The organism is Mesorhizobium sp. B1-1-7 (assembly GCF_006442705.1).
GTDB classification, from domain to species: Bacteria; Pseudomonadota; Alphaproteobacteria; order Rhizobiales; family Rhizobiaceae; genus Mesorhizobium; species Mesorhizobium opportunistum.
The window spans coordinates 483,674-508,297 of the sequence record NZ_VFWQ01000001.1 but is presented as its reverse complement, the minus strand read 5'-3'; the positions used below and the strand labels follow the sequence as shown (position 1 = coordinate 508,297).

At 62.9% G+C, this 24,624-nt stretch carries 24 protein-coding genes and 1 pseudogene; 21 read left to right on the top strand and 4 right to left on the bottom strand.

All coding sequences use genetic code 11. The features are described 5' to 3' along the window. A pseudogene (locus FJ978_RS02610) lies at positions 1 to 203 on the top strand (3-deoxy-8-phosphooctulonate synthase); the annotation flags it as partial. 159 nt (positions 204 to 362) lie between these two features. After that, positions 363 to 728: a PRC-barrel domain-containing protein gene (locus tag FJ978_RS02605; RefSeq protein WP_140569870.1), complete on the top strand. Its 366-nt coding sequence runs from the start codon at positions 363 to 365 to the stop codon at positions 726 to 728. A gap of 80 nt (positions 729 to 808) precedes the next feature. Here FJ978_RS02605 and FJ978_RS33360 read toward each other — a convergent pair whose 3' ends face one another. After that, a complete protein-coding gene (locus tag FJ978_RS33360; protein WP_140569867.1) occupies positions 809 to 934 on the bottom strand; it encodes a hypothetical protein in 126 nt (41 codons plus the stop codon). 198 nt (positions 935 to 1,132) lie between these two features. Between FJ978_RS33360 and eno the strand changes: the two genes are divergently transcribed. The 11 genes from eno to FJ978_RS02545 all read left to right on the top strand — a co-directional run bounded on the left by eno (position 1,133) and on the right by FJ978_RS02545 (position 11,412). Beyond that, positions 1,133 to 2,407, top strand: a complete 1,275-nt coding sequence (eno, locus tag FJ978_RS02595; protein ID WP_140569863.1) for a phosphopyruvate hydratase — start codon at positions 1,133 to 1,135, stop codon at positions 2,405 to 2,407. Between the two features lie 159 nt (positions 2,408 to 2,566). Beyond that, positions 2,567 to 2,890, top strand: a complete 324-nt coding sequence (locus FJ978_RS02590; RefSeq protein ID WP_140569861.1) for a septum formation initiator family protein — start codon at positions 2,567 to 2,569, stop codon at positions 2,888 to 2,890. Positions 2,891 to 3,083: 193 nt separating this feature from the next. After that, positions 3,084 to 4,121 carry a pyruvate dehydrogenase (acetyl-transferring) E1 component subunit alpha gene (gene pdhA / locus FJ978_RS02585; protein ID WP_140569860.1) on the top strand — a complete coding sequence of 346 codons (1,038 nt, stop codon included), beginning with the start codon at positions 3,084 to 3,086 and terminating at the stop codon, positions 4,119 to 4,121. Positions 4,122 to 4,136: 15 nt separating this feature from the next. Continuing rightward, entirely contained in the window at positions 4,137 to 5,534 is a 1,398-nt protein-coding gene (locus tag FJ978_RS02580; RefSeq protein WP_140569857.1) for a pyruvate dehydrogenase complex E1 component subunit beta, read from the top strand. 18 nt (positions 5,535 to 5,552) lie between these two features. Then, positions 5,553 to 6,959, top strand: a complete 1,407-nt coding sequence (locus FJ978_RS02575; protein WP_140569855.1) for a pyruvate dehydrogenase complex dihydrolipoamide acetyltransferase — start codon at positions 5,553 to 5,555, stop codon at positions 6,957 to 6,959. 14 nt (positions 6,960 to 6,973) lie between these two features. Further along, positions 6,974 to 7,387: a hypothetical protein gene (locus tag FJ978_RS02570; RefSeq protein ID WP_013895640.1), complete on the top strand. Its 414-nt coding sequence runs from the start codon at positions 6,974 to 6,976 to the stop codon at positions 7,385 to 7,387. Positions 7,388 to 7,390: 3 nt separating this feature from the next. Further along, a complete protein-coding gene (locus FJ978_RS02565; protein ID WP_140569854.1) occupies positions 7,391 to 8,026 on the top strand; it encodes an SGNH/GDSL hydrolase family protein in 636 nt (211 codons plus the stop codon). A 15-nt stretch (positions 8,027 to 8,041) separates the two neighbouring features. Continuing rightward, on the top strand, positions 8,042 to 9,487 hold the full coding sequence (gene lpdA / locus FJ978_RS02560) for a dihydrolipoyl dehydrogenase (RefSeq protein WP_140569852.1): 1,446 nt from the start codon (positions 8,042 to 8,044) through the stop codon (positions 9,485 to 9,487). 99 nt (positions 9,488 to 9,586) lie between these two features. Continuing rightward, positions 9,587 to 9,844: a GlsB/YeaQ/YmgE family stress response membrane protein gene (locus FJ978_RS02555; protein ID WP_013895637.1), complete on the top strand. Its 258-nt coding sequence runs from the start codon at positions 9,587 to 9,589 to the stop codon at positions 9,842 to 9,844. A gap of 136 nt (positions 9,845 to 9,980) precedes the next feature. Next, the gene (lipA, locus tag FJ978_RS02550; protein WP_140569850.1) at positions 9,981 to 10,946 is read left to right on the top strand and encodes a lipoyl synthase; all 966 of its coding nucleotides are present in this window, start codon (positions 9,981 to 9,983) and stop codon (positions 10,944 to 10,946) included. 7 nt (positions 10,947 to 10,953) lie between these two features. Beyond that, positions 10,954 to 11,412, top strand: coding sequence for a type II toxin-antitoxin system RatA family toxin (locus tag FJ978_RS02545; RefSeq protein WP_013895635.1), 459 nt, complete (start codon positions 10,954 to 10,956; stop codon positions 11,410 to 11,412). Here the strand turns inward: FJ978_RS02545 and FJ978_RS02540 are convergent. Continuing rightward, positions 11,409 to 11,897, bottom strand: a complete 489-nt coding sequence (locus FJ978_RS02540) for a CinA family protein (RefSeq protein ID WP_140569848.1) — start codon at positions 11,895 to 11,897, stop codon at positions 11,409 to 11,411. The two genes, FJ978_RS02545 and FJ978_RS02540, sit on opposite strands and share 4 nt — an antisense overlap. After that, a complete protein-coding gene (locus FJ978_RS02535; RefSeq protein ID WP_140569845.1) occupies positions 11,894 to 13,117 on the bottom strand; it encodes a bifunctional 2-C-methyl-D-erythritol 4-phosphate cytidylyltransferase/2-C-methyl-D-erythritol 2,4-cyclodiphosphate synthase in 1,224 nt (407 codons plus the stop codon). Before FJ978_RS02535 ends, FJ978_RS02540 begins: the two co-directional genes overlap by 4 nt. Before the next feature lie 245 nt (positions 13,118 to 13,362). Here FJ978_RS02535 and dusB point away from each other — a divergent pair, with 245 nt between their 5' ends. From dusB to hflX, 8 genes are all read left to right on the top strand, one after another. Further along, positions 13,363 to 14,385: a tRNA dihydrouridine synthase DusB gene (gene dusB / locus FJ978_RS02530; protein WP_140569843.1), complete on the top strand. Its 1,023-nt coding sequence runs from the start codon at positions 13,363 to 13,365 to the stop codon at positions 14,383 to 14,385. Beyond that, positions 14,382 to 15,524: a nitrogen regulation protein NR(II) gene (locus FJ978_RS02525; protein ID WP_140569842.1), complete on the top strand. Its 1,143-nt coding sequence runs from the start codon at positions 14,382 to 14,384 to the stop codon at positions 15,522 to 15,524. The genes dusB and FJ978_RS02525 overlap by 4 nt, the downstream gene beginning before the upstream one ends. Next, complete coding sequence (gene ntrC / locus FJ978_RS02520) at positions 15,521 to 16,981, top strand: nitrogen regulation protein NR(I) (protein ID WP_013895630.1); 1,461 nt, start codon at positions 15,521 to 15,523, stop codon at positions 16,979 to 16,981. Before FJ978_RS02525 ends, ntrC begins: the two co-directional genes overlap by 4 nt. Before the next feature lie 127 nt (positions 16,982 to 17,108). Next, the gene (locus tag FJ978_RS02515) at positions 17,109 to 19,394 is read left to right on the top strand and encodes a PAS domain-containing sensor histidine kinase (RefSeq protein WP_181176666.1); all 2,286 of its coding nucleotides are present in this window, start codon (positions 17,109 to 17,111) and stop codon (positions 19,392 to 19,394) included. Then, the gene (locus FJ978_RS02510; protein WP_013895628.1) at positions 19,384 to 20,745 is read left to right on the top strand and encodes a sigma-54 dependent transcriptional regulator; all 1,362 of its coding nucleotides are present in this window, start codon (positions 19,384 to 19,386) and stop codon (positions 20,743 to 20,745) included. The genes FJ978_RS02515 and FJ978_RS02510 overlap by 11 nt, the downstream gene beginning before the upstream one ends. Positions 20,746 to 20,913: 168 nt before the next feature. Next, entirely contained in the window at positions 20,914 to 21,777 is an 864-nt protein-coding gene (locus FJ978_RS02505; RefSeq protein WP_013895627.1) for a D-amino-acid transaminase, read from the top strand. Positions 21,778 to 21,921: 144 nt separating this feature from the next. After that, positions 21,922 to 22,167 (top strand): RNA chaperone Hfq, encoded by a 246-nt coding sequence (gene hfq / locus FJ978_RS02500; RefSeq protein ID WP_006202172.1) that lies wholly within the window; start codon positions 21,922 to 21,924, stop codon positions 22,165 to 22,167. Next, the gene (gene hflX, locus FJ978_RS02495) at positions 22,168 to 23,574 is read left to right on the top strand and encodes a GTPase HflX (protein WP_140569838.1); all 1,407 of its coding nucleotides are present in this window, start codon (positions 22,168 to 22,170) and stop codon (positions 23,572 to 23,574) included. Positions 23,575 to 23,634: 60 nt separating this feature from the next. On the opposite strand, the gene mazG is transcribed toward hflX, so the two are convergent. Beyond that, positions 23,635 to 24,459, bottom strand: a complete 825-nt coding sequence (mazG, locus tag FJ978_RS02490) for a nucleoside triphosphate pyrophosphohydrolase (protein WP_140569836.1) — start codon at positions 24,457 to 24,459, stop codon at positions 23,635 to 23,637. Between the last annotated feature and the right edge of the window lie 165 nt (positions 24,460 to 24,624).

The window sequence follows — 24,624 nt, the reverse complement described above, 5'->3', positions numbered from 1 at the left end:
GGTCTTCGGGTGGCGAGCGACGTTTCGTCGAGACGCTCTCCCGTGCGGCTGTCGCCGTCGGCGTTGCCGGCGTCTTCATCGAGACCCACCAGGATCCGGACAATTCGACCTCTTCCGATGGTCCGAACATGGTGCCGCTGAAAGACATGCCGGCACTCCTGGAGCGTTTGATGGCGTTCGACCGCATCGCCAAGGGGCGCTGAGGCGGCGCTTCTCGCGGTGGCAAGATTGCTGCCTATCGCGTCAACATGAAGGTGACCTTCATTCTCGCGGAGTGATCGGCCGACACCGTAAAAAGCCGGGAACTTTCGCCCCTCTCCCACATTGTCGAAGCAGAGTTTGACGACAATGAGGAGCACATCATGACAACTCAAACAGGCCACACCCAAGCCATTGCCGCTTCGCGAGTCATCGGCACAACAGTTTACAATACCGCGGGCGACAGCATCGGCAGTATCGAGGACGTCATGCTCGACAAAACCTCGAACGGCATCATGTTCGCGGTCATCGGTTTTGGCGGTTTTCTCGGCATGGGCGAGAAGTATCATGCCATTCCTTGGGCAAGTCTCGATTATGATCGGGACAAGGGCGGCTATGTCGTGCCCTTCTCCAAGGAACAGCTGAAAGCAGCGCCCGCCTATTCGATCAATGAATTGACCGGCGAGGATGGCGAGCGCGCGCGCGACGCATCCTACGAGTATTACAACGTCAAGCCATACTGGCACTGATGTGACAAAAAAGGGCCTCGCTTCGGCGGGGCCCTTTCTTGATTCAACGCAATGCCCGATGGGTTTGCGGGCCTTCGGGGCTATTGGTTGATGCTTAAGGCCGGCAAAGGCGCGATTGCCTTTGGCGGTGATTGCTGATTGTCGCACGACGTCAGGAACGCCGCCGCGATCAGGAACAAACTCACGATACCGCTGAACTCGGACATGGCGAAACTCCTCCTGTTTCGCCCCGCGCTTCGAAACCATATCTCGAAACGCGCGTCTGGCAGCATGACTTATGATGACAGAAATTTGCGCTTCGTGAATCAGCCGGGCCGCACTATTTGGCCATGGCCCGATTGCCTTTTGCGGCGCTTTGGCTAAGACGGGCGCGACATTTCTTCAGATCAATCGGGGACATCGCAATGACCGCCATCATCGACATTGTCGGGCGTGAAATCCTGGACAGCCGTGGAAATCCGACCGTCGAGGTCGATGTCATGCTCGAAGACGGTTCGATGGGCCGCGCCGCGGTGCCGTCGGGCGCATCGACCGGCGCCCATGAGGCCGTCGAACTGCGCGACGGCGGCGCCCGTTATCTCGGCAAGGGCGTGCTCAAGGCCGTGGAAGCGGTCAATGGCGAGCTGTTCGAGGCGATCGGCGGCATGGAAGCCGAGAACCAGATCCATATCGACCAGACGATGATCGAACTCGACGGAACGCCCAACAAGAGCCGGCTCGGCGCCAATGCCATCCTCGGTGTCTCGCTGGCGGTGGCTAAGGCCGCGGCCGACGCCGCCGGCCTGCCGCTCTACCGTTATGTCGGCGGCACCAAGGCCCATATCCTGCCGGTGCCGATGATGAATATCATCAACGGCGGCGCGCATGCCGACAACCCGATCGACTTCCAGGAGTTCATGATCCTGCCGATCGGCGCGCCGACGCTGCGCGAAGGCGTGCGCTGGGGCTCGGAAATCTTCCACACGCTCAGGAAGAAGCTGAAGGACGCCGGCCACAATACCAATGTCGGCGACGAGGGCGGCTTTGCCCCGAACCTGAAGAGCGCGCCGGTGGCACTCGATTTCATCATGGAATCGATCGAGAAAGCCGGCTTCAAGCCGGGCGAGGAGATCGCGCTCGGCCTCGACTGCGCCGCGACCGAGTTCTTCAAGGACGGCAATTACGTCTATGAGGGCGAGAAGAAGACGCGCGATCCCAAGGCACAGGCCAAGTATCTCGCCAAGCTCGCCGCCGACTATCCGATCATCTCGATCGAGGACGGCCTTGCCGAGGACGACTGGGAAGGCTGGAAGTACCTGACGGACCTGATCGGCAAGAAGACGCAGCTGGTTGGCGACGACCTGTTCGTTACCAACACCGCGCGCCTGCGCGACGGCATCCGCATGGGCGTCGCCAATTCGATCCTGGTCAAGGTCAACCAGATCGGCTCGCTGACGGAAACGCTCGACGCCGTCGAGACCGCGCACAAAGCTGGATATACGGCCGTCATGTCGCACCGTTCGGGCGAGACCGAGGATTCGACCATTGCCGATCTCGCCGTCGCCACCAACTGCGGACAGATCAAGACCGGTTCGCTATCGCGCTCCGACCGCATGGCCAAGTACAACCAACTGATCCGCATTGAGGAAGAACTCGGCAAGCAGGCGCGCTACGCCGGCAAGTCGGTGATCAAGAGCTGATCCGACAAATCGTTTCCGAACAGTGGAAAAGGGCGGGGTCATTCCCGTCCTTTTTCATTTCACGGTCGCTCAAGCCAGCCGTCCGTAACCGTCCGTTAAGCACAATCGGGCGAAAAAGGTCGTGAGCCGCCTGAGTTCGCGGCCGCGAGGGAATGGGCGATGTGGACGCGTCAGCACAAGCAGAGAAACACCGGCCGGCTGATCATCCCTTCGCTTTGCGTGGTATTCTTGGCCTATTTCGGCTTCCACGCCTATCACGGTGAATTCGGCATCAATTCGAAATATCAGCTCGAGGCCCAGACGGTCGCGCTGCAAGCGCAGCTCGATGCCGTCAAGGCGCGCCGGATGGAGCTTGAACGGCGCGTTCGGCTCATGCATGACGGCACGCTGGAGAAGGACATGCTCGACGAGCAGGCGCGCAAAGCGCTCAACCTGTCCCAGCCTAATGAAATCACCATCATGTTGCCGGCCTCGTCAAAGTAACCGAATTTCAGTTAATCACCAATATTTTCAATGATTTTAATCGCTTAGGCGCATGCCAGCTATGCAAATTCGTCATGGCGCAACGCTGTAACGCGTGTTAGCCTCCCATAAATCGGTGGGGAGGCTGATCTCCCCGGGAGCAGATTTCCTCTAGCTCCAATGTCCGCAAAGAGACGCCAACAGGGAGTGATGCATGGCCACCGCAGCCAGAAAAGCGCCTGCCAAATCGAAATCCGACGGCAAATCGGTGCTTTCAGCACCCAAGCCTGCTGAATTCACCAAGGACGAAGAGCTTGCCGCCTACCGGCACATGCTGCTCATCCGCCGCTTCGAGGAAAAGGCCGGCCAGCTCTATGGCATGGGCTTCATCGGCGGCTTCTGCCATCTCTACATCGGCCAGGAAGCCGTCGTCACCGGCATGAAGATGGCGCTGATCGACGGCGACCAGATGATCACCGCCTATCGCGATCACGGCCACATGCTGGCGATGGAGCTTTCGCCGCGTGGTGTCATGGCCGAACTGACCGGACGCCGCGGCGGCCTGTCCAGGGGCAAGGGTGGCTCCATGCACATGTTCTCCAAGGAGAAGCATTTTTACGGCGGCCACGGCATTGTCGGCGCGCAGGTGTCTCTGGGCACGGGCCTCGCCTTCGCCAACCGCTATCGCGAAAACAACAATGTCTCGCTGACTTATTTCGGTGATGGCGCCGCCAACCAGGGCCAGGTCTATGAAAGCTTCAACATGGCCTCGCTGTGGAAGTTGCCGGTGATCTACATCATCGAGAACAACCGTTACGCCATGGGCACCTCAGTCTCGCGCTCGTCGGCGGAAACCAATTTTTCGCATCGCGGCGCTTCGTTCAAGATTCCGGGCATCCAGGTCGACGGCATGGATGTGCGTGCGGTCAAATCCGCCGGCGATCAGGCAACCGAATGGTGCCGTGCCGGCAACGGGCCGATCATTCTCGAAATGCAGACCTATCGCTATCGCGGTCACTCGATGTCCGACCCGGCGAAATACCGCTCCAAGGAAGAGGTCCAGAAGATGCGTTCGGACCATGACCCGATCGAGCAGGTCAAGGCGCGGTTGACGCAGAAGAAGTGGGCAACCGAGGACGAGCTCAAGACCATCGACAAGGAGGTCCGCGACGTCGTCGCCGACGCCGCCGAATTTGCCCAGAACGATGCAGAGCCGGATCCGTCCGAGCTCTGGACCGATATCGTATTGTAAGGGAGGGCGAGGAACATGCCGATCGAAATTCTCATGCCCGCTCTCTCGCCGACCATGGAAGAGGGCAATCTTTCCAAATGGTTGAAGAACGAGGGTGACAAGGTCGTCGCCGGCGACGTCATCGCCGAGATCGAAACCGACAAGGCGACGATGGAAGTCGAAGCCGTCGATGAAGGCACGATTGGAAAGCTCCTGATCGCCGCGGGCACCGAAGGAGTCAAGGTCAACACACCGATCGCGGTTTTGCTGCAGGACGGCGAAAGCGCCGCCGATGTCGGCAAGTCCGCGGCTCCCACCAAGGGGGAAGCACCGGCGAAGCCGGAGGCTCCGGCCGAGGACAAGGCGGAGGCCGCAAAGCCGGCCGCGACACCAGTCGCAGCCGCACCGAAAGCGGAAATCGCCGCCGATCCCGACATTCCGGCCGGCACGGAGATGGTGTCGACCACGGTGCGCGAAGCCTTGCGCGACGCGATGGCCGAGGAAATGCGCCGCGACGGCGATGTCTTCGTCATGGGCGAGGAGGTCGCCGAATACCAGGGCGCCTACAAGATCACCCAAGGCCTGCTGCAGGAATTCGGGCCACGCCGCGTCGTCGACACGCCGATCACCGAGCATGGCTTTGCCGGCGTCGGCGTCGGTGCGGCGATGGCCGGGCTGAAGCCGATCGTCGAGTTCATGACCTTCAATTTCGCCATGCAGGCGATCGACCAGATCATCAACTCGGCCGCCAAGACGCTCTATATGTCCGGCGGCCAGATGGGAGCGCCGATCGTGTTCCGTGGTCCGAATGGTGCCGCGGCCCGCGTCGCCGCACAGCATTCGCAGTGCTACGCCGCCTGGTACAGCCACATTCCCGGCCTGAAAGTGGTGATGCCCTATACGGCCGCCGACGCCAAGGGCTTGCTGAAGGCCGCGATCCGCGACCCGAACCCGATCATCTTCCTCGAGAACGAAATCCTCTACGGCCAGTCCTTCGACGTGCCGAAGCTGGATGATTTCGTGCTGCCGATCGGCAAGGCGCGTATCCACAAGACGGGCAGGGACGTCACCATCGTCTCGTTCGGCATCGGCATGACCTACGCGGTTAAGGCGGAAGCGGAACTGCGCGGCATGGGCATCGACGCCGAGATCATCGACCTGCGCACGATCCGCCCGCTCGACCTCGACACGATCATCGCGTCGGTCAAGAAGACCAACCGGCTGGTGGTCGTGGAGGAAGGCTATCCGCAGAACTCGGTCGGCGACCATATCGCCAACCAGGTCTCGCAGCGCGCCTTCGATTTCCTCGACGCCCCAGTCATCACCATTGCCGGCAAGGATGTGCCGATGCCCTATGCGGCCAACCTCGAGAAACTGGCCTTGCCGAATGTCGGCGAGGTCATCGAGGCGGTCAAAGCCGTCGCGTATCGCTGAACCGGGCGGGAGGACAAAATGCCAATCAACATCACCATGCCGGCGCTCTCGCCCACGATGGAAGAGGGCAATCTGTCAAAGTGGCTCGTGAAGGAAGGCGACAAGGTTTCGCCCGGCGACGTCATCGCCGAGATCGAGACCGACAAGGCGACGATGGAAGTCGAAGCCGTCGATGAGGGTACGGTTGCAAAGCTCGTCGTTCCAGCCGGCACCGAAGGCGTCAAGGTCAACGCGCTGATCGCCGTGCTCGCAGCCGAGGGCGAGGATGCGGGGGCGGCGGCGAAAAGCGGTGGTGCTGCGGCGCCCAAGGCGGAAGCCAAGCAAGACGAGGCGCCAATCTCCCCACCCGTGGGGGAGATGTCTGCGAAGCCGACAGAGGGGGGCGCTGTCCCGCCGTCCTCTCAGCGCGAGGCGCCCCCCTCTGGCCTGCCGGCCATCTCCCCCACGGGGGGGGAGATCAGCCAGTCGCCGGAAGGCCGTACCTTCGCCTCGCCGCTCGCACGTCGCATTGCCAAGGAGGCCGGCGTCGATGTCTCGGCGGTGACCGGCACGGGCCCGCATGGCCGGGTGGTGAAAGCCGATGTCGATGCCGCGATTGCCGGCGGCGGTGCCAAGACGGCACCGGCGGCCAAGGCCCCGGCTGGCGCGCCGGCCGCTGCTCCGGCGGTGAAGGCGATGTCGGACGAACAGGTGCTAAAACTGTTCGAGGAAGGCTCCTACGAACTCGTCCCGCACGACAATATGCGCAAGACCATTGCGCGCCGCCTCGTCGAGGCCAAGACCACCATCCCGCATTTCTACCTGACGCTCGACTGCGAGCTCGATGCACTCTTGGCATTGCGTACGCAGATCAATGCCGCGGCTCCGGTGAAGAAGACCGAAAAAGGCGAGGCGCCGGCCTACAAGCTGTCGGTCAACGACATGGTCATCAAGGCGATGGCGCTGGCGCTGAAGGCGGTGCCGGATGCCAACGCCTCATGGACCGAAAGCGCCATGGTCAAGCACAAGCATGCCGATGTCGGCGTTGCCGTGTCGATCCCCGGTGGCCTGATCACGCCGATCATTCGGCATGCGGACGAAAAGACGCTGTCCGTGATCTCGAACGAGATGAAGGACCTGGCGAGCCGCGCCCGCAGCCGCAAGCTGAAGCCGGAAGAGTACCAGGGCGGCACGACCGCCGTCTCCAACCTCGGCATGTTCGGCATCAAGGACTTTGCCGCCGTCATCAACCCGCCGCATGCGACGATCCTGGCGGTCGGTGCCGGCGAGGAGCGGGCGGTGGTCAAGAACGGCGAGATCAAAATCGCCACCGTGATGTCGGTGACGCTGTCGACCGATCATCGCGCCGTTGACGGAGCGCTGGGCGCCGAACTGCTGGTCGCCTTCAAGCGGCTGATCGAAAATCCGATGGGCATGCTGGTCTAAGAAGGAAAAGGGCGGTGCGGAAATTCTTCACCAGCCTTTTCGCCTTCATTCTATCCGGCCTGGCTGGCGGCCTGGTCGCGCAGGAACTGGCCGTCGTCACCGACGCGCAGGAAGAATACATCCTCGTCTTCATGGCGTCGGTTCTGGTGACGATCATCGTAACCTTCGTCTTCTTCGTGGCGCAGTTGATGAGCGATCCGCCGGCAACCGTCGGCAAGACGGGAATGTGGTTGCTGATTGTCTTTGTGGCGCTGCTTGTCCTGCTGATTGCCGCGATCCTTTATACCGACGGCAGCATGACGGCAGTGAAGGGCGACATTCCCATCGTGCTCGGACTTGGCCTGCCGGGCCTTGTGATCATACTGGTGCAATGGCTGTTCGTGCGCTGGCGGTTGAAGCGTGGCATGGCCAACATGAAGGCGGGTTGATCGATGAAGACGGTGCTTTGCTACGGCGACTCGCTGACCTGGGGCTACAATGCCGAAGGCGGCCGCCACGCCTTTGAGGATCGCTGGCCCAGCGTGCTGCAGGCTGGGCTCGGCGGCGGCGTTCAGGTCATCGCCGATGGTCTCAATGGCCGCACCACCGCCTTCGACGATCATCTGGCCGGCGCCGATCGCAATGGCGCACGGCTGCTGCCGACGGTGCTGACGACGCATGCGCCGATCGACCTGATCGTCATCATGCTCGGCGCCAACGACATGAAGCCGTGGATCCACGGCAATCCGGTTGCCGCCAAGCAAGGCATCCAGCGGCTGATCGACATCGTACGCGGCCACGACTACCCATTCGACTGGCCGGTGCCGCAGATCCTGATTGTTTCGCCGCCTCTCGTCAGCCGCACCGAAAATGCCGACTTCAAGGAAATGTTTGCCGGCGGCGACGACGCCTCGAAGCTGTTGGCGCCGCAATATGCCGGGCTCGCCGACGAAGCCGGCTGCGGCTTCTTCGATGCCGGCACGGTCGCGCAAACCACCCCTCTCGACGGCGTCCACCTCGACGCCGAAAACACGCGGAACATCGGCAAGGCCCTGACGCCCGTCGTGCGCGTCATGCTGGAACTGTGAATAAGGAGAAAAATCGTGGCTGAGAACTACGACGTCATCATCATCGGCTCCGGCCCCGGCGGCTATGTCACGGCGGTGCGTTCCGCCCAGCTTGGCTTCAAGACGGCGATCGTCGAGCGCGAGCATCTCGGCGGCATTTGCCTCAACTGGGGCTGCATCCCGACCAAGGCGCTGCTGCGCTCGGCCGAGATCATGCACTATTCCGATCATCTGAAGGACTACGGGCTGAAGCTCGACGGCAAGGTCAGCGTCGACACATCGGCTGTCGTCGATCGCTCCCGCAAGGTTTCGCTGCGGCTCAATGGCGGCGTCGGCTTCCTGATGAAGAAGAACAAGGTCGACGTCATCTGGGGCGAGGCCAAGCTGTCGAAACCGGGCGAGATCGTCGTCTCCAAGACGGGCAAGAAGCCGATGGAACCGCAGCCGCCGGTGCCGAAAGGCATCAAGGGCGAGGGCACCTACGCCGCCAAGCACATCATCCTGGCGACCGGCGCCCGGCCGCGCGCGCTGCCCGGCATCGAGCCGGACGGCAAGCTGATCTGGACCTATTTCGAGGCCATGGTGCCGAAGGAGATGCCGAAGTCGCTGCTGGTGATGGGCTCGGGCGCCATCGGCATCGAATTCGCCTCCTTCTATCGCACCATGGGCGCCGAGGTGACCGTGGTCGAGCTTCTGCCCGCGGTGATGCCGGTCGAGGATGCTGAAGTCTCGAAATTCGCGCAGAAGCAGTTCGAGAAGCAAGGCATGAAGATCATTCTCGAAGCCAAGGTGACCAAGGTCGAGAAGGGTGCCAACTCGGTCACCGCGCATGTCGAGATGAAGGACGGCAAGGTCGAGAAGATCACCGCCGACCGCATGATCTCGGCCGTCGGCGTGCAAGGCAACATCGAGAACCTCGGCCTGGAGGCGCTTGGCGTAAAGACCGAACGCGGCTGCGTCGTCATCGATGGCTACGGCAAGACCAATGTGCCGGGCATCTATGCCATCGGCGATGTCGCCGGCCCGCCGATGCTTGCCCACAAGGCCGAGCATGAAGGCGTGGTTTGCATCGAGAAGATCGCCAATTTCCCTGGCGTGCATGCCACCGACAAGCTCAAGATTCCGGGCTGCACCTACTGCAATCCGCAGGTTGCCTCCGTCGGCCTGACGGAAGCGAAAGCCAAGGCCGAAGGCAAGGATATCCGCGTCGGCCGCTTCCAGTTCGCAGCCAACGGCAAGGCCATCGCGCTCGGCGAGGACCAGGGCTTCGTCAAGACCATCTTCGACAAGAAGACCGGCCAGTTGCTCGGCGCCCACATGGTCGGCGCCGAAGTGACCGAACTGATCCAGGGTTTCGTTGTGGCGATGAACCTCGAAACCACCGAGGAAGAGCTGATGCACACCATCTTCCCTCATCCGACCCTGTCGGAGATGATGAAGGAAAGCGTGCTCGACGCCTATGGCCGCGCGCTGAACGCATGATAGATTCGCCGCAAGAGACTCAGCCCCGAAGGCTGCGGGATCTCGGCGGCAAGTCAGTTCGTTTCCGGATGCATTTTTACGCACGCAAGGAGAAGGCATATGCACTTGAACGGCGTGGGCTGGATCGCAGCCATCATCATCGGCGGCCTGGCAGGCTGGTTGGCCGAAATGTTCATGAAGAGCAACACCGGCATTTTCATGAACATTATCATGGGCATCGTTGGCGCGGTGGTGCTGAACGCGATCTTGCAGGCGCTCAATTTCGGCCCATTCGGCGTCGGCTGGATCGCCTATCTGATCACCGGCTTCATCGGCGCCTGCCTGCTGATCTGGGTCGGTCGCCTGGTGCGCCGCTAGTCGATATGGTTCCGGCTATGCGAAAACGGTCGTAGCGGCATGCGCCGCTGCAGCCTTTTTCTTTGTGCCGAAAAGTCCTAGATGACGTAAAGGTGACGATCGCCGACTGGCGGTCGCAAGAAAAGCCAGGGTTCAGATGGTCACTGTCCTCGACACGATCGCCAACGCGCCGCGGCTGCGGCATCCCGAGAAGGCGCATAAGCCGGACCAGGAAGTGCTGCGCAAACCCGACTGGATCCGCGTCAAGGCGCCGGTCTCGAAGGGTTATGCCGAGACACGTGAGATCGTGAAATCGAACAAGTTGGTGACGGTCTGCGAAGAGGCCGGCTGCCCGAACATCGGCGAGTGCTGGGAAAAGAAGCACGCCACCTTCATGATCATGGGCGAGATCTGCACCCGCGCCTGCGCGTTCTGCAACGTCGCCACCGGCATTCCGACGGCGCTCGACCCCGACGAGCCGGCTCGCGTCGCCCACGCCGTCAAGCAGATGGGCCTCAGCCATGTCGTCATCACCTCGGTCGATCGCGATGATCTTGCCGATGGCGGCGCACAGCATTTCGCCGAAGTCATTCGCGCCATCCGCGCGGCAACGCCTTCGACAACGATCGAAATCCTGACGCCCGATTTCCTGCGCAAGGACGGCGCCCTGGAGGTCGTTGTGGCGGCCAAGCCCGACGTCTTCAACCACAATCTGGAAACCGTGCCGTCGAACTATCTGAAGGTTCGGCCGGGCGCCCGCTATTTCCATTCGATCAGGCTTCTGCAGCGGGTCAAGGAACTCGACCCGTCGATCTTCACCAAGTCAGGCATCATGGTGGGTCTGGGTGAGGAGCGGAATGAAATCCTGCAGCTGATGGACGATCTGCGTTCGGCCAATGTCGACTTCATGACCATCGGCCAGTACCTGCAGCCGTCGAAGAAGCACCACCCGGTAATCCGCTTCGTCACCCCGGAAGAGTTCAAGTCCTTCGAGACGATCGGCCGGACCAAGGGGTTCCTGCTGGTGGCATCGAGCCCGCTGACGCGCTCGTCGCACCATGCCGGCGACGATTTCGCCCGGCTGCGAGCAGCGCGGGAAGCGCAACTCCAGAAGTCACTCTAGCGATTTCATGCCGAAATTCGAAGCCACCCGCCGCGTCGCCCACACGCCGCAGCAGATGTTCGCGCTGGTCGCCGATGTCGAGGCCTATCCGCAGTTCCTGCCGCTATGCGAAGCGCTGACGGTGCGCTCGCGCAAGGAGCGTGACGGACGCACCGTTCTCCTTGCCGACATGAGCATCGGCTACAAGGCGATCCGCGAAACCTTCACGACGCAGGTGCTTTTGAAGCCCGACGAGAACGCCATCGACGTGAAATACATCGATGGCCCGTTCAAATATCTGAGCAATGTCTGGCGTTTCGAACCCGATGGCGCCGGCTGCGCCGTGCGCTTCTTCATCGACTATGAATTCAAGAGCCGCATCCTGGGCGCGCTGATGGGCACCATGTTCGACCGCGCCTTTCGCATGTTCGCCGAGGCTTTCGAAAAGCGCGCCGACGTCATCTACGGTGTCGCGCGGCAGGCCTAATTCTGACTAAGCGCTTGCAGGCCCAGCTTCAGGGCGTGTCTCACCGTCTCGTGGCGGATGAATTCGCGGCCCTTGTGGCCAAACAGCTGGCGCTCGGCGACAACCGGGTGGCCGGCCAGGGCTAGCCCGAACCAGACGAGACCGACCGGCTTGTCGGCCGAACCTCCGCCAGGACCGGCAATGCCGGTAACGGCAAGAGAAAGGCTTGCGCGTGAATGCGCCAGCGCGCCGGCCGCCATCTCCAGCACCGTTTCGCGCGACACAGCTCCATGCGCGTCGAGCGTTTCGGCGGAAACGCCGAGCATCTCCATCTTGGCTTCGTTGGAATAGGTGATGAAGCCGCGGTCGACCACAGCGGAGGAGCCGGCAATGTCGGTGAGCGCCGCGATGATCAGGCCGCCGGTGCAGCTTTCCGCCGTCGCCAGCATGATGCCACGTTGCTGGCAGGCCAGCAGCAGAGAATTTGCAAGCTCGGCGTTGCTCATTCCGGCACCTCGCCGGGAAACACCACGCTGGCGGTGGCGATCGCCGCAATGCCTTCCTCACGGCCGACGAAGCCGAGCTTCTCGTTGGTTGTCGCCTTGATCGAGATGCGGTCGGCGGAAATGCCCAGCATCAGCGAAAGGGCCGATGTCATCGCCTCGCGGTGCGGGCCGACGCGCGGCGCCTCGCAGATCAAAGTGATGTCGGCATTGGCGATGCGGCCGCCGCGCTCGCGCACCAGCCTTGCCGCATGTTCGATGAATATCCGGGATGCGGCACCCTTCCACTGCGGATCGGACGGTGGAAAATGCGTGCCGATGTCGCCGGCGCCGCAGGTCGCCAGCAGCGCGTCGGTCAGCGCGTGCAGGCCGACATCGGCGTCCGAATGGCCGGACAGTTTCTTCTCATGCGGAATGGCGACGCCGCACAGGGTGACATGGTCGCCCGGCTCGAAGGCGTGGACGTCGTAGCCGTTGCCGGTGCGGATGTCCGGAAAGTGTATCCGTTCGCTGGAAAGCCGCTGGTGCGCCATGGCGATGTCCCGTGCCCAGGTAAGTTTGACATTGTCCGGCGAGCCCGGAACGATCTTGACCGGAATATGCGCCCATTCGGCGATGGCCGCGTCGTCGGTGAAATCCAGCCTGCCCAGCTGATGGGCCCTGTCATGCGCGGCAAGGATCGGCCCATAGGGAAAACCTTGCGGCGTTTGCGCCGCGTGCAGCCCGCTGCGGGAAACCGTCTCTGCGACCACGCCGGAGGCCGACTCGCGCTTCAGCGTGTCGGCGACGGGCAGGGCGGGCAACGCCCCCTCATGTTCGCCGATGGCGGCGATTGTGCGGTCGATCAATTCCGCGTCGACGAATGGACGCACGGCGTCGTGAATCAGAACCTGGGCTGGTTCGTGGCCTTTCAACGCAAGCAAGCCGAGCCGGACGGACTCCTGCCTGGTCGCGCCGCCGATGACGGCGGTGACGCGCTGGACGTGGGTGCCCGCCGCTTGCCGGAACAGCTCATGATCGTCGGCATGGATGGCGACGACGATCTGGCCGGTTCGCGGATGGGCCAGGAACATCTCCAGCGTATGGGCAATGACGGCGCGGCCGCCGATGCACTGGTACTGCTTAGGCCCGTTGGCCTGCCCGGCACGAGCGCCGCGGCCGGCGGCGACGATCACCACGGCAACCCCGCCTTGCGCGCTCGAGTTTTCACTTCCCTCGGTCATGCCGATTGGCTTAGCGCACGATCCCGAAAAGTGTAATCGGTTTTCGGAAAAGATCGTGCGCCAAATATGTACATCCAAAGCGTCCTTTGCGGGTCCCGGTGGAATGCGCGGCGCTCTCGTCGCGGCAAAAATCCGGCGGCAGGCATTTTCCCAATTGCGCCTTAATGTGGCGTCATTCCGCGTTGCACATTGCGGCGGTTCTGGCTAGAGAATGTGCAACGAATGGACATGCTTGGTTTTTGTGCATGGTTAATGTGACCAAATTGGCCGCGCCGCTCGACGTCGGCGGTGTGAGTATCCGCAATCGCGTATTCCTCGCGCCGATGTCCGGCATTACGGACCAGCCGTTCCGGCAACGCGCCCATGCGCATGGCGCGGGCCTTGTCGTGTCCGAAATGGTGGCCAGCGGCGAACTCGCCAAGGGCCGGGCCGGCTTCGACCTGCGCATACGTCATTCCGGCCTGCCGGTCCATATGGTGCAGCTTGCCGGCCGCGAGGCGATCCATATGGCCGAAGGCGCGCGTATAGCCGCGGGCGAGGGCGCCGATATCATCGACATCAACATGGGCTGCCCGGCCAAGAAGGTCACCGGCGGTTATGCCGGCTCGGCATTGATGCTGGACCTCGACCATGCGCTCGCGCTGATCGAAGCCGTGGTCGGCGCGGTCAAGGTGCCGGTCACGGTCAAGATGCGGTTGGGCTGGGACGAGGGCGCGCTCAACGCGCCGACGCTCGCACGCCGTGCCGAGCAGGCCGGCGTCAGCATGGTCACCGTGCATGGCCGCACGCGCTGCCAGTTCTATCAGGGCAAGGCCGACTGGCGCGCGATCGCCCGCGTCAAGGAAGCCGTCTCAATCCCGGTGGTCGCCAATGGCGATGTCTGTTCCCCGGCCGAGGCCGCCGCGATCCTCGATCAGTCCGGCGCCGACGCGGTGATGGTCGGCCGCGCGCATTACGGCGCGCCCTGGATCGCCGGCGGCATCGCAGCCGCGGCCGCGGGCGAAATGGCGGTTGGCGTGCCGCAAGATCCCACGGCGCTGGCCGACTATGTCGTCGCCCACTATGAGGACATGCTGGCGCTTTACGGCGTGGAGAGCGGCTTGCGGCAGGCGCGCAAGCATCTGGGCTGGTATCTCGATCGCCATGCCGTCGCCGACGACAGCCGGAAGGCAATATTGACCGCGTTCGAACCGGTCCGCGTCATTGCCTTGCTGCGGGATGTGTTTTCGCGCGATCCGCAACCCTTGAACCTGCGGAGCGCCGCATGAACGCCACCGCTGGCCAGGGCACTGAAATGACCGATGCCGCCCAGATCGTGCTCAACACCATCCGCCGACCGGTGATCATGATCAGCGAGGAAGGGTTCATCACCTTCGCCAACGCCGATGCCGAGGACTTCTTCCGCTCCAGCGCCACCATGCTGGCGCGCAACACCCTGTCCAAGCTCATCCCGTTCGGCAGCCCGCTGCTGACACTGGTCGACCAGGTGCGCGAGCGCCGGGCTCCGGTCAACGAGTACCGGGTCGACGTTTCGTCGCCACGCCTCGGCATCGAGAAGGTCGTCGATCTCTATGTCGCGCCAGTGCCCGAGTTTCCTGGCTCGGTGGTGGTGATGTTCCAGGAACGGTCGATGGCCGACAAGATCGACCGGCAGATGACGCATCGCGGCGCCGCGCGCTCGGTGACCGGCCTGGCGGCGATGCTCGCCCATGAGATCAAGAACCCGCTCTCGGGCATAAGGGGCGCGGCCCAGCTGCTCGAACTGTCCGCGTCCGACGAGGATCGCGCGCTGACGCGGCTGATCACCGACGAGACGGACCGCATCGTCTCGCTGGTCGACCGCATGGAGGTGTTTTCCGACGAGCGGCCGATCGACCGCTATCCCGTCAACATCCATGTCGTGCTCGATCATGTGAAGGCTATCGCCAAGAACGGTTTTGCGAAAAGAATCAAGATATTGGAGGACTATGATCCATCATTGCCTCCGGTCTTCGCGAACCGCGACCAGCTGATCCAGGTGTTCCTCAACCTGGTCAAGAATGCCGCCGAGGCGATCGGCAGCGACCCGCAGGGCGAGATCGTGCTTTCGACGGCGTTCCGGCCCGGTATTCGCGTTTCGGTTCCGGGCACGCAGGACCGCGTGTCGCTGCCGCTGGAGTTTTGCGTGCGCGACAATGGCTCCGGCGTCTCGGAAGATATCCTGCCGATCCTGTTCGACCCCTTCATCACCACCAAGCCGAACGGCTCGGGGCTGGGGCTTGCACTGGTCGCCAAGATCGTCGGCGAGCATGGCGGCATCATCGAATGCGAATCGACGCCGCGTGCCACCACGTTTCGCATTTTGATGCCCGCCTGGAAGGAAACCCAGTTCGGTGCCGATGAAGACGGCGAAGGAGACCGCAAATGACCGTTCGCGGCAATATTCTCGTCGCCGACGACGATGCGGCGATCCGCACCGTGCTCAACCAGGCACTCTCCCGCGTCGGCCACGAGGTGCGCGTCACCTCCAACGCCTCGACTTTGTGGCGCTGGGTGGCGGCGGGCGAGGGCGATCTGGTGATCACCGACGTGGTCATGCCGGACGAGAACGCCTTCGACATGCTGCCGCGAATCAAGAAGGCGCGGCCGGAACTTCCCGTCATCGTCATGAGCGCCCAGAACACCTTCATGACGGCGATCCGCGCGTCCGAAACCGGCGCTTACGAATATCTGCCAAAACCCTTCGACCTGACCGAACTCCTCAACATCGTCAACCGCGCGCTGTCGGAGCCGCGGCGGCCGAAGATCGATGCGCGGCCCGAAGAACAGCCCGACGCGATGCCGCTGGTCGGCCGTTCGGCGGCCATGCAGGACATCTACCGCATGCTGGCGCGCATGATGCAGACAGACCTGACGGTAATGATCTCCGGCGAATCGGGCACCGGCAAGGAACTGGTGGCGCGCGCGCTGCATGAATATGGCCGTCGTCGCGGCGGCCCGTTCGTTGCCATCAACATGGCGGCGATCCCGCGCGACCTGATCGAATCGGAACTGTTCGGGCACGAGAAGGGTGCTTTCACCGGCGCCCAGAACCGCTCCACCGGCCGCTTCGAGCAGGCCGAGGGCGGCACGCTGTTCCTCGACGAGATCGGCGACATGCCGATGGAGGCGCAGACGCGCCTGCTGCGTGTCCTTCAGCAGGGCGAGTACACGACGGTTGGCGGCCGCACGCCGATCAAGACCGATGTGCGCATCGTCGCCGCCACCAACAAGGATCTGCGCACGCTGATCAACCAGGGACTGTTCCGCGAGGATCTGTTCTACCGCCTCAACGTCGTGCCGCTCAGGCTGCCGGCCTTGCGCGAGCGCTCGGAGGATGTGCCCGATCTCGTGCGCCATTTCTTCAAGCTCGGCGAGATGGAAGGGCTGCAGACCAAGCGAATCTCGTCCGGCGGCATCGAGCTGATGAAGCGCTACCCGTGGCCGGGCAATGTGCGCGAACTGGAGAACCTCGTTCGCAGGCTCGCCGCGCTCTATTCGCAGGACGAGATTTCGGCCGAGATCATCGAGGCGGAGCTCAAGACCGGTGAGCGTCCCGTGGTGCCTGATGGCGGTAACCTCATTCCCGACGACCTGTCGATCGGCCAGGCCGTGGAGCACTTCCTGCAGCGCTATTTCGCCTCGTTTGCCGGTGAATTGCCGCCCGCTGGCCTTTACCAGCGCATTCTGTCCGAAGTCGAATATCCGCTGGTCCTGGCCTCGATGACGGCAACGCGCGGCAACCAGATCAAGGCGGCGGAACTGCTGGGGCTCAACCGCAACACGCTGCGCAAGAAGATTCGCGAACTGGGCGTCAATGTCTACAAATCATCGCGGCCGGGCTGAGCGCTGATCTGACGCGGCCTTTTCAGGGGACGGAACGGCGAAAGATTCCCGTCGTTGTCACACTTGTTGCATAATCGCCACAATGCGTTGCATAGATCGGACGCAATCATTGGCTCCATACGGCGACATGACTCCGCAGGCACCGAACCTCAACAAGCCGCTTTTCAGCGAACGTGGCACGCGCGACGGACGTCGCTTGCTGGCGCTGCCCGGCGTGGTGGCGGTCATCGGCGCGCTGATCATGGCGGCCATCTCCTTCACCATCCTGGTCGGCGCGACGCCGATCGCGCCCGACGCCAGGACGACCTGGGCGCTGATCGCGCTCAACGCGGTCTTCGTGCTCTTCCTCATCACGTTGGTTGCGCGCGAGGTGCATCGCATCGTCATGGCGCGCCGGCATGGCAAGGCGGCCTCGCGGCTGCATGTGCGCATCGTCGCCATGTTCGCGCTTGTCGCCGCCATTCCGGCCATCATGGTGGCGATCATCGCCTCGATCACGCTCGATATCGGCCTTGATCGCTGGTTCGAGATCCGCACCAAGACGATCGTCAATTCCTCGTTGTCGATCGCCGATGCCTATGTTCAGGAGAATGCCCGTAATCTGCAGGGCACGACACTGTCGATGGCCTATGACCTCGATGCGTCGCGTACGCTCTACGGCCTTGATCGCACAGGCTTTCTCGACCTCATGAGCAAGGAGGCCGTGGGCCGCTCGCTGGCTCACGCGGCGCTGATCAGGTCCGACGGCTCGTTCGTCATGAGCGCCAAGACCGATGCCGATTTCGCCATGCCGGAACCGCCGGAAGGCTCCGTCAGCGGCGCCACCGACGGCAGGCCGGTGCTGATCGAGCCGCGCACCCGCAACATCATGGGCGCCATCGTCAAGCTGCGTGAGATCGAGGGCATGTACCTCTACACCATCCGATTGGTGGACCCCGAGGTGATCAAGGCGAGGCAGATCGTCAGGTCCAATACGGACGAGTATCGCAATCTCGAAGACAACAGGCGCACCTCGCAGGTGGCTTTCGCGCTGCCCTACCTGTCGCTGACGCTGATCATCATCCTGTCCGCGATCTGGACCGGTATTGCCGTCGCCGACCGTCTGGTGCGCCCCATCCGCCAGCTCATCGGCGCCGCCGACGAGGTGGCGACCGGCAATCTCGACGTCGCGGTTGCCGTCAGGCCTTCGGACGGCGATGTCGCCTCGCTTGGCGACACCTTCAACAAGATGCTGCTGGAATTGAAATCGCAGCGCAACGAGATCCTGTCGGCAAAGGATCTGATCGACGAGCGGCGGCGCTTTTCGGAAGCGGTGCTGGCCGGCGTCACCGCCGGGGTCATCGGCGTCGATCCCTTCGGCATCGTCACCATCGTCAACCGTTCGGCCGAATCGATGCTGGCGATCTCCGCCAGCGCCGCACTGGGACAAAACCTCTCCGCCATTCTGCCGCATGTCGGCCGCGTCTTCGAGATCGGCCGCCAGTCGGGCAAGCCGGTCTATCGCGAACAGGTGACATTCTTCCGCGCCGGCACCGAGCGCACCTTCAACGTGCAGATCACCGTCGAGGCTGGCGATGACGGCTCGGAGGAGAAGTCCTACGTCGTGACGGTCGACGACATCACCGACCTGGTGCAGGCGCAGCGTTCTTCCGCCTGGGCCGACGTGGCGCGGCGCATCGCCCACGAGATCAAGAACCCGCTGACACCCATCCAGCTTTCCGCCGAGCGCATCAAGCGCCGCTATGGCAAGGTCATCACCGAGGACCGCGAGGTTTTCGACCAGTGCACCGACACCATCATCCGGCAGGTCGAGGACATCGGCCGCATGGTCGACGAATTCTCGGCTTTCGCGCGCATGCCCAAACCCGAGATGAAGGCCATCGATTTGCGCGAATCACTGCGCGAGGCTTCGTTCCTGGTCGAAGTCAGCCGCGCCGACATCACCTTCGAGCGGATCTTCGGCAATGAGCCGCTCAAGGGCACTTTCGACAGCCGGCTGATGGCGCAGGCTTTCGGCAATGTGATCAAGAATGCCGCCGAGGCGATCGACGGATCGGAACAAACGGACGGTTCGCACGGCATAATCCGGATTCAAGCCGGGCGTCAGAATGGCGCGATCAGAATCGACGTCATCGACAATGGCAAAGGCCTGCCGCGCGAGAATCGCCAACGACTGCTCGAGCCCTATATGACCACACGCGAGAAGGGCACCGGGCTTGGTCTCGCTATCGTCAAGAAGATCGTGGAGGACCATGGCGGCAAGCTGGAACTCCATGATGCGCCTGCGGACTTCCATGGCGGGCGCGGCGCGATGATCAGCATCATCCTGCCGCCCGCCGCGGCCGCGCCATCGCGTGGTGAAGCCAGGACGGAACACGAAAGAGAAACTGAAAAGGTCGGTAATGGCGTCTGATATTCTCATCGTCGATGACGAGGAAGACATCCGCGAGCTCGTCGCAGGCATCCTGAGCGACGAAGGTCACGAAACCCGTACGGCATTCGATGCCGACAGTGCGCTGGCTGCCATAGCTGATCGCGCGCCGAGGCTGATTTTCCTCGACATCTGGCTGCAGGGCTCGCGTCTGGACGGGCTGGCGCTGCTCGACGAGATCAAGACCATGCATCCCACCCTGCCGGTGGTGATGATCTCCGGCCACGGCAACATCGAAACGGCGGTCTCCGCCATCCGCCGCGGCGCGTATGACTTCATCGAGAAGCCGTTCAAGGCCGACAGGCTGATCCTCATTGCCGAGCGTGCGCTCGAGACCTCGAAATTGCGGCGCGAGGTTTCGGACCTCAAGCTGCGCAGCGGCGAAACCTTCGACCTGATCGGCATGTCATCGGCGATGAGCCAGCTGCGCCAGACCATAGAGCGCGTCGCGCCGACCAACAGCCGCGTCATGATCATCGGCCCCTCGGGCTCGGGCAAGGAACTGGCCGCGCGCGCCATCCACACCCTGTCGGCGCGCAAGGGCGCACCGTTCGTGACGCTGAGCGCCGCCAACATCACGCCCGAACGCATGGAGATCGAGCTGTTCGGCACCGAATCGAACGGTGTCGAACGCAAGGTCGGCGCGCTCGAGGAGGCCCATCGCGGCATCCTCTACATCGACGAAGTGGCCGACATGCCGCGCGAGACGCAGAACAAGATCCTGCGCGTGCTGGTCGAGCAGCAGTTCGAGCGGGTAGGGGGCACCAAGCGGGTCAAGGTCGATGTGCGCATCATTTCCTCGACCTCGCAGAACCTCGAGGCGATGATCGCCGACGGCCGCTTCCGCGAGGATCTGTATCATCGCCTGGCGGTGGTTCCGGTCATGGTGCCGGGGCTCGCCGAGCGGCGCGAGGATATTCCCTATCTGGTCGACAATTTCATGAAGCAGATCGCGCGCCAGGCCGGCATCAAGCCGCGCCGCATCGGCGACGACGCGCTTGCCGTGCTGCAGGCGCACAACTGGCCGGGCAACGTCCGGCAGCTGCGCAACAATGTGGAGCGTTTGATGATCCTGGCGCGCGGCGACAATATCGATGCGCCGATCACCGCTGACCTTTTGCCCGCCGAGATTGGCGATGTCATGCCGCGCACGCCGAATCAGTCCGACCAGCACATCATGGCGCTGCCGCTGCGCGAGGCGCGCGAACAGTTCGAGAAGGACTATCTGATCGCGCAGATCAACCGCTTTGGCGGCAACATCTCGAAGACCGCAGAATTCATCGGCATGGAGCGCTCCGCCTTGCACCGCAAGCTGAAATCGCTGGGCGTCTGACGAACGACGTCCATTCAGCTGCGCCTGGGCCAAGCATTTGCCGGTTACGGCGACGCCGGAATCGCATAAGAAACCGTTTCGAAATTCGCTCTGGCGCCGTCAGATGGCCGCCGGAGTAGAATTTCCAAACGGTTTCGAGAAGCCCGAGAGTTATCCCAGGGGTCCCCAATGCCGCGCATTGCCTATGTCAACGGGCGCTACGTCGCCCACGCGGACGCTTCCGTGCATATCGAGGACCGTGGCTATCAATTCGCCGACGGTGTCTACGAGGTCTGCGAGGTGGCGCGCGGCTTCATCGTCGACATGCCGCGCCACCTTGCCCGGCTCAACCGCTCGCTGACCGAGCTGTCGATCGCCTGGCCGGTCACGCGCAACGTGCTGCCGCTGATCCTGCGCGAGGTGGTCAACCGCAATCATGTCGTCAACGGCTTGGTCTATGTCCAGGTGACGCGCGGCGTGGCCAGCCGCGATTTTGTCTTTCCTTCGGCGGACACCAAGCCGGCTTTGGTGGTGACCGCCAGGAAGGCGGACCCGGCCGCCGGCGCAAAACGGGCCGACAGCGGTATCGCCGTCATCACCGTGCCGGAGAATCGCTGGGACCGCGTCGACATCAAGAGCGTCGGGCTGTTGCCCAACGTGCTGGCCAAGCAGAAGGCCAAGGAGGCCGGTGCGCAGGAAGCCTGGTTCGTGGATGCCGACGGCAACGTCAAGGAAGGCGGCTCGTCGAACGCCTGGATCGTCACCAGGGACGGCGTCCTGGTCACCAGGCCGGCCGACCACGGCATCCTGCGCGGCATCACCCGCACCACCATGTTCGAAGTGGCGGCAAAGCTCGGTTTGAAGATTGAGGAGCGCGGCTTTTCCATCGCCGAGGCCAAGGCGGCACGCGAGGCGTTCATCAGCTCCGCGACGACGATTGCCATGCCTGTCGTGGCCATTGACGGCGATCCGATCGCCAACGGCCACCCCGGCTCAATAACACTTTCGTTGCGGCAGGCCTTTTTTGACGTTGCGGAAAAAAGTCCAGCCTGATAACCGCTCAGGTGGAATGAACATCAATATATCTCGTTCTGCTTGTCGTTACTGACGGCAAGACGGTGTTTGCGTGCTTGACATGTGCCGGCTAATTTGGCGCATTGGCTGCAAACCGAAGGGGATCGGCGAAAGACAAGAACAATGGCGGAACGATCGCAAAACCTTCAGGACCTGTTCCTGAATTCAGTTCGCAAGAGCAAGAACCCGCTCACCATCTTCCTCATCAACGGCGTGAAGCTGACCGGCGTGGTCACCTCGTTCGACAATTTTTGTGTGTTGCTGCGCCGTGACGGTCACTCCCAGCTCGTCTACAAACACGCCATTTCCACGATCATGCCGAGCCAGCCGGTTCAAATGTTCGATGGCGAGGAAAGCCAGGGCGCCTGATTGGCACGTGAGAAGGACGCGGACGCCACCGTTCGCGGAAAACCAACCCATCATCCCGGGACGGAAGCCGACGGTCCGACCCGGGCCGTCGTCATTGTGCCGGTGCTTGCCCGCCAGCCTCGCGGCGACGACGAAACCAATCGTCCGCGGCTGACGCGTTCGGCCGATGCGCGCCATGACGAGGCGGTCGGTCTCGCCCGCGCCATCAACCTCGATCCGGTCCATACGGCGGTCGTGACCGTCAACGACCCGCGGCCGGCGACCTTGCTCGGCAGCGGCAAGGTCGAGGAGTTCGCCGAAATCGTCAAGGAGCGCCACGCGGAGCTGGTCATCGTCGACCACCCGCTGACGCCGGTGCAGCAGCGCAACCTCGAGAAAGAGCTGAACGCCAAGGTGCTGGATCGCACCGGGCTGATCCTCGAAATCTTCGGCGAGCGTGCACGCACCAAGGAAGGCACGCTGCAGGTCGAACTTGCCCATCTGAACTACCAGAAGGGTCGCCTCGTTCGCAGCTGGACCCACCTTGAGCGCCAGCGCGGCGGCGCCGGCTTTCTCGGCGGTCCCGGCGAAACCCAGATCGAATCCGACCGGCGGCAGTTGCAGGAAAAGATCATCAAGCTCAAGCACGAGCTGGAGACCGTGCGCCGCACGCGCGACCTGCACCGCGCCAAGCGCAAGAAGGTGCCGTTCCCGGTGGTGGCGATCGTCGGCTACACCAATGCCGGCAAGTCGACGCTGTTCAACAGGCTGACCGGCGCGGACGTGCTGGCGCAGGACATGCTGTTCGCCACGCTCGACCCGACGCTTCGCCGCGTGCGCCTGCCGCATGGCACTCCGATCATCCTCTCGGACACGGTCGGCTTTATTTCGGACCTGCCGACGCATCTGATCGCGGCTTTCCGCGCCACGCTGGAAGAGGTGGTCGAGGCCGATCTCGTCATCCATCTGCGCGATATTTCGGACCCCGACACGGCGGCGCAGGCCGAGGACGTCGAGCGCATCCTGGCCGACCTCGGTGTCGATGCCGGTGACGCCAAGCGCGTCATCGAGGTCTGGAACAAGATCGACCAGCTCGACGAAGGCAACAGGAGCCGGCTGCTGGCCCCCGATATGGCAAAGGGCGCCGCCGCCGGCAGCAAGGGCCCGCCGATCGCCGTATCGGCGGTGACCGGCGAGGGTATCGATGCGCTGAAAGCGATCATCGAGACACGGATGGCAGGCGAGCTGGAGGACCTGACGGTGACGATCGAGCCGGCGCAGTTCGGTCTTGTCGACTGGCTCTACCGCAATGGCGATATCGTCTCGCGAACCGACAATGAAGACGGCAGCGCCACCATCTCGCTCAAGGCCACGCACAGCGCCCGCGAAGAGATCGAAAGCCGATTGCGCCGCAAAAACAACGGCTAGCCCCCAGTAATTCCAGGAAAAGTGTAGCACGGTTTTCCGTCTGGAATTACCGCTATAGGCTCATTTCACGCTTTTTGCTTCCTGCCAGAGCGCTTCCATCTCGGGCAGGGTCGCCTTCTCCAGCGTGCTGCCGGATTTCTCCAGGGCCTGCTCGACATAGTGGAAGCGCGACCGGAATTTTTCGTTGGTGCCGCTGAGCGCGGCTTCCGAATCCAGTTTGAGGTGGCGGCCGAGATTGACGACCGCGAACAGCATGTCGCCGAACTCGTCCTTGATCGAAGCCGTGTCGCCCTTGGCCAGCGCTTCGCGCAGCTCGCCGATCTCTTCCTCGATCTTGTCGAGGATGGGCGCCGCCTCGCTCCAGTCGAAGCCGACACGGGCCGCTTTTTCCTGAAGTTTCAGCGCCCGCGTCAGCGCGGGTAGGGCGACCGGAACGCTGTCCAGGAACCCCCTGCCATTGTCTTCCGGGTCGAGGCCGCGCGCCAGGCGGGCGTCTCGTTTCTTGGCCTTCTCCTGCGCCTTGATCTTCTCCCACATGCCCTTGGCCATGCCGGCGCTGCGGGCCTTCTCGTCGCCGAAGACATGCGGATGGCGGCGGATCATCTTGGTTGTGATCGCCTGGACCACATCCGGAAAGGCGAACGCGCCGGCCTCCTCGGCCATCTGTGCGTGGTAGACGACCTGCAGCAGGAGATCGCCGAGCTCGTCGCGCAAATCGTCGAGGTCGCCTCGCGCGATGGCATCCGCCACCTCATAGGCTTCCTCGATCGTATAGGGGGCGATGGTCGCGAAATCCTGCTCGATGTCCCACGGACAGCCGGTCTTCGGCGCGCGCAGCGCCGCCATGATCTCGATCAGGCGTGAAATGTCTTTCGATGGCGTCATCAAGAGCTATTCCAGGAAGAGTGTGAAACGGTTTTCCGTCCGGAATTGCGTCAAAACGGAGAGCTGGAACGGTTCTGTGTTTCCGTGAAACGCGGGACCATTCTATTGGATGCTAACCTGCCGCCGGTCGCCCGGCCAACGCTGTCAGCCGGCGAGGGCGCCTTG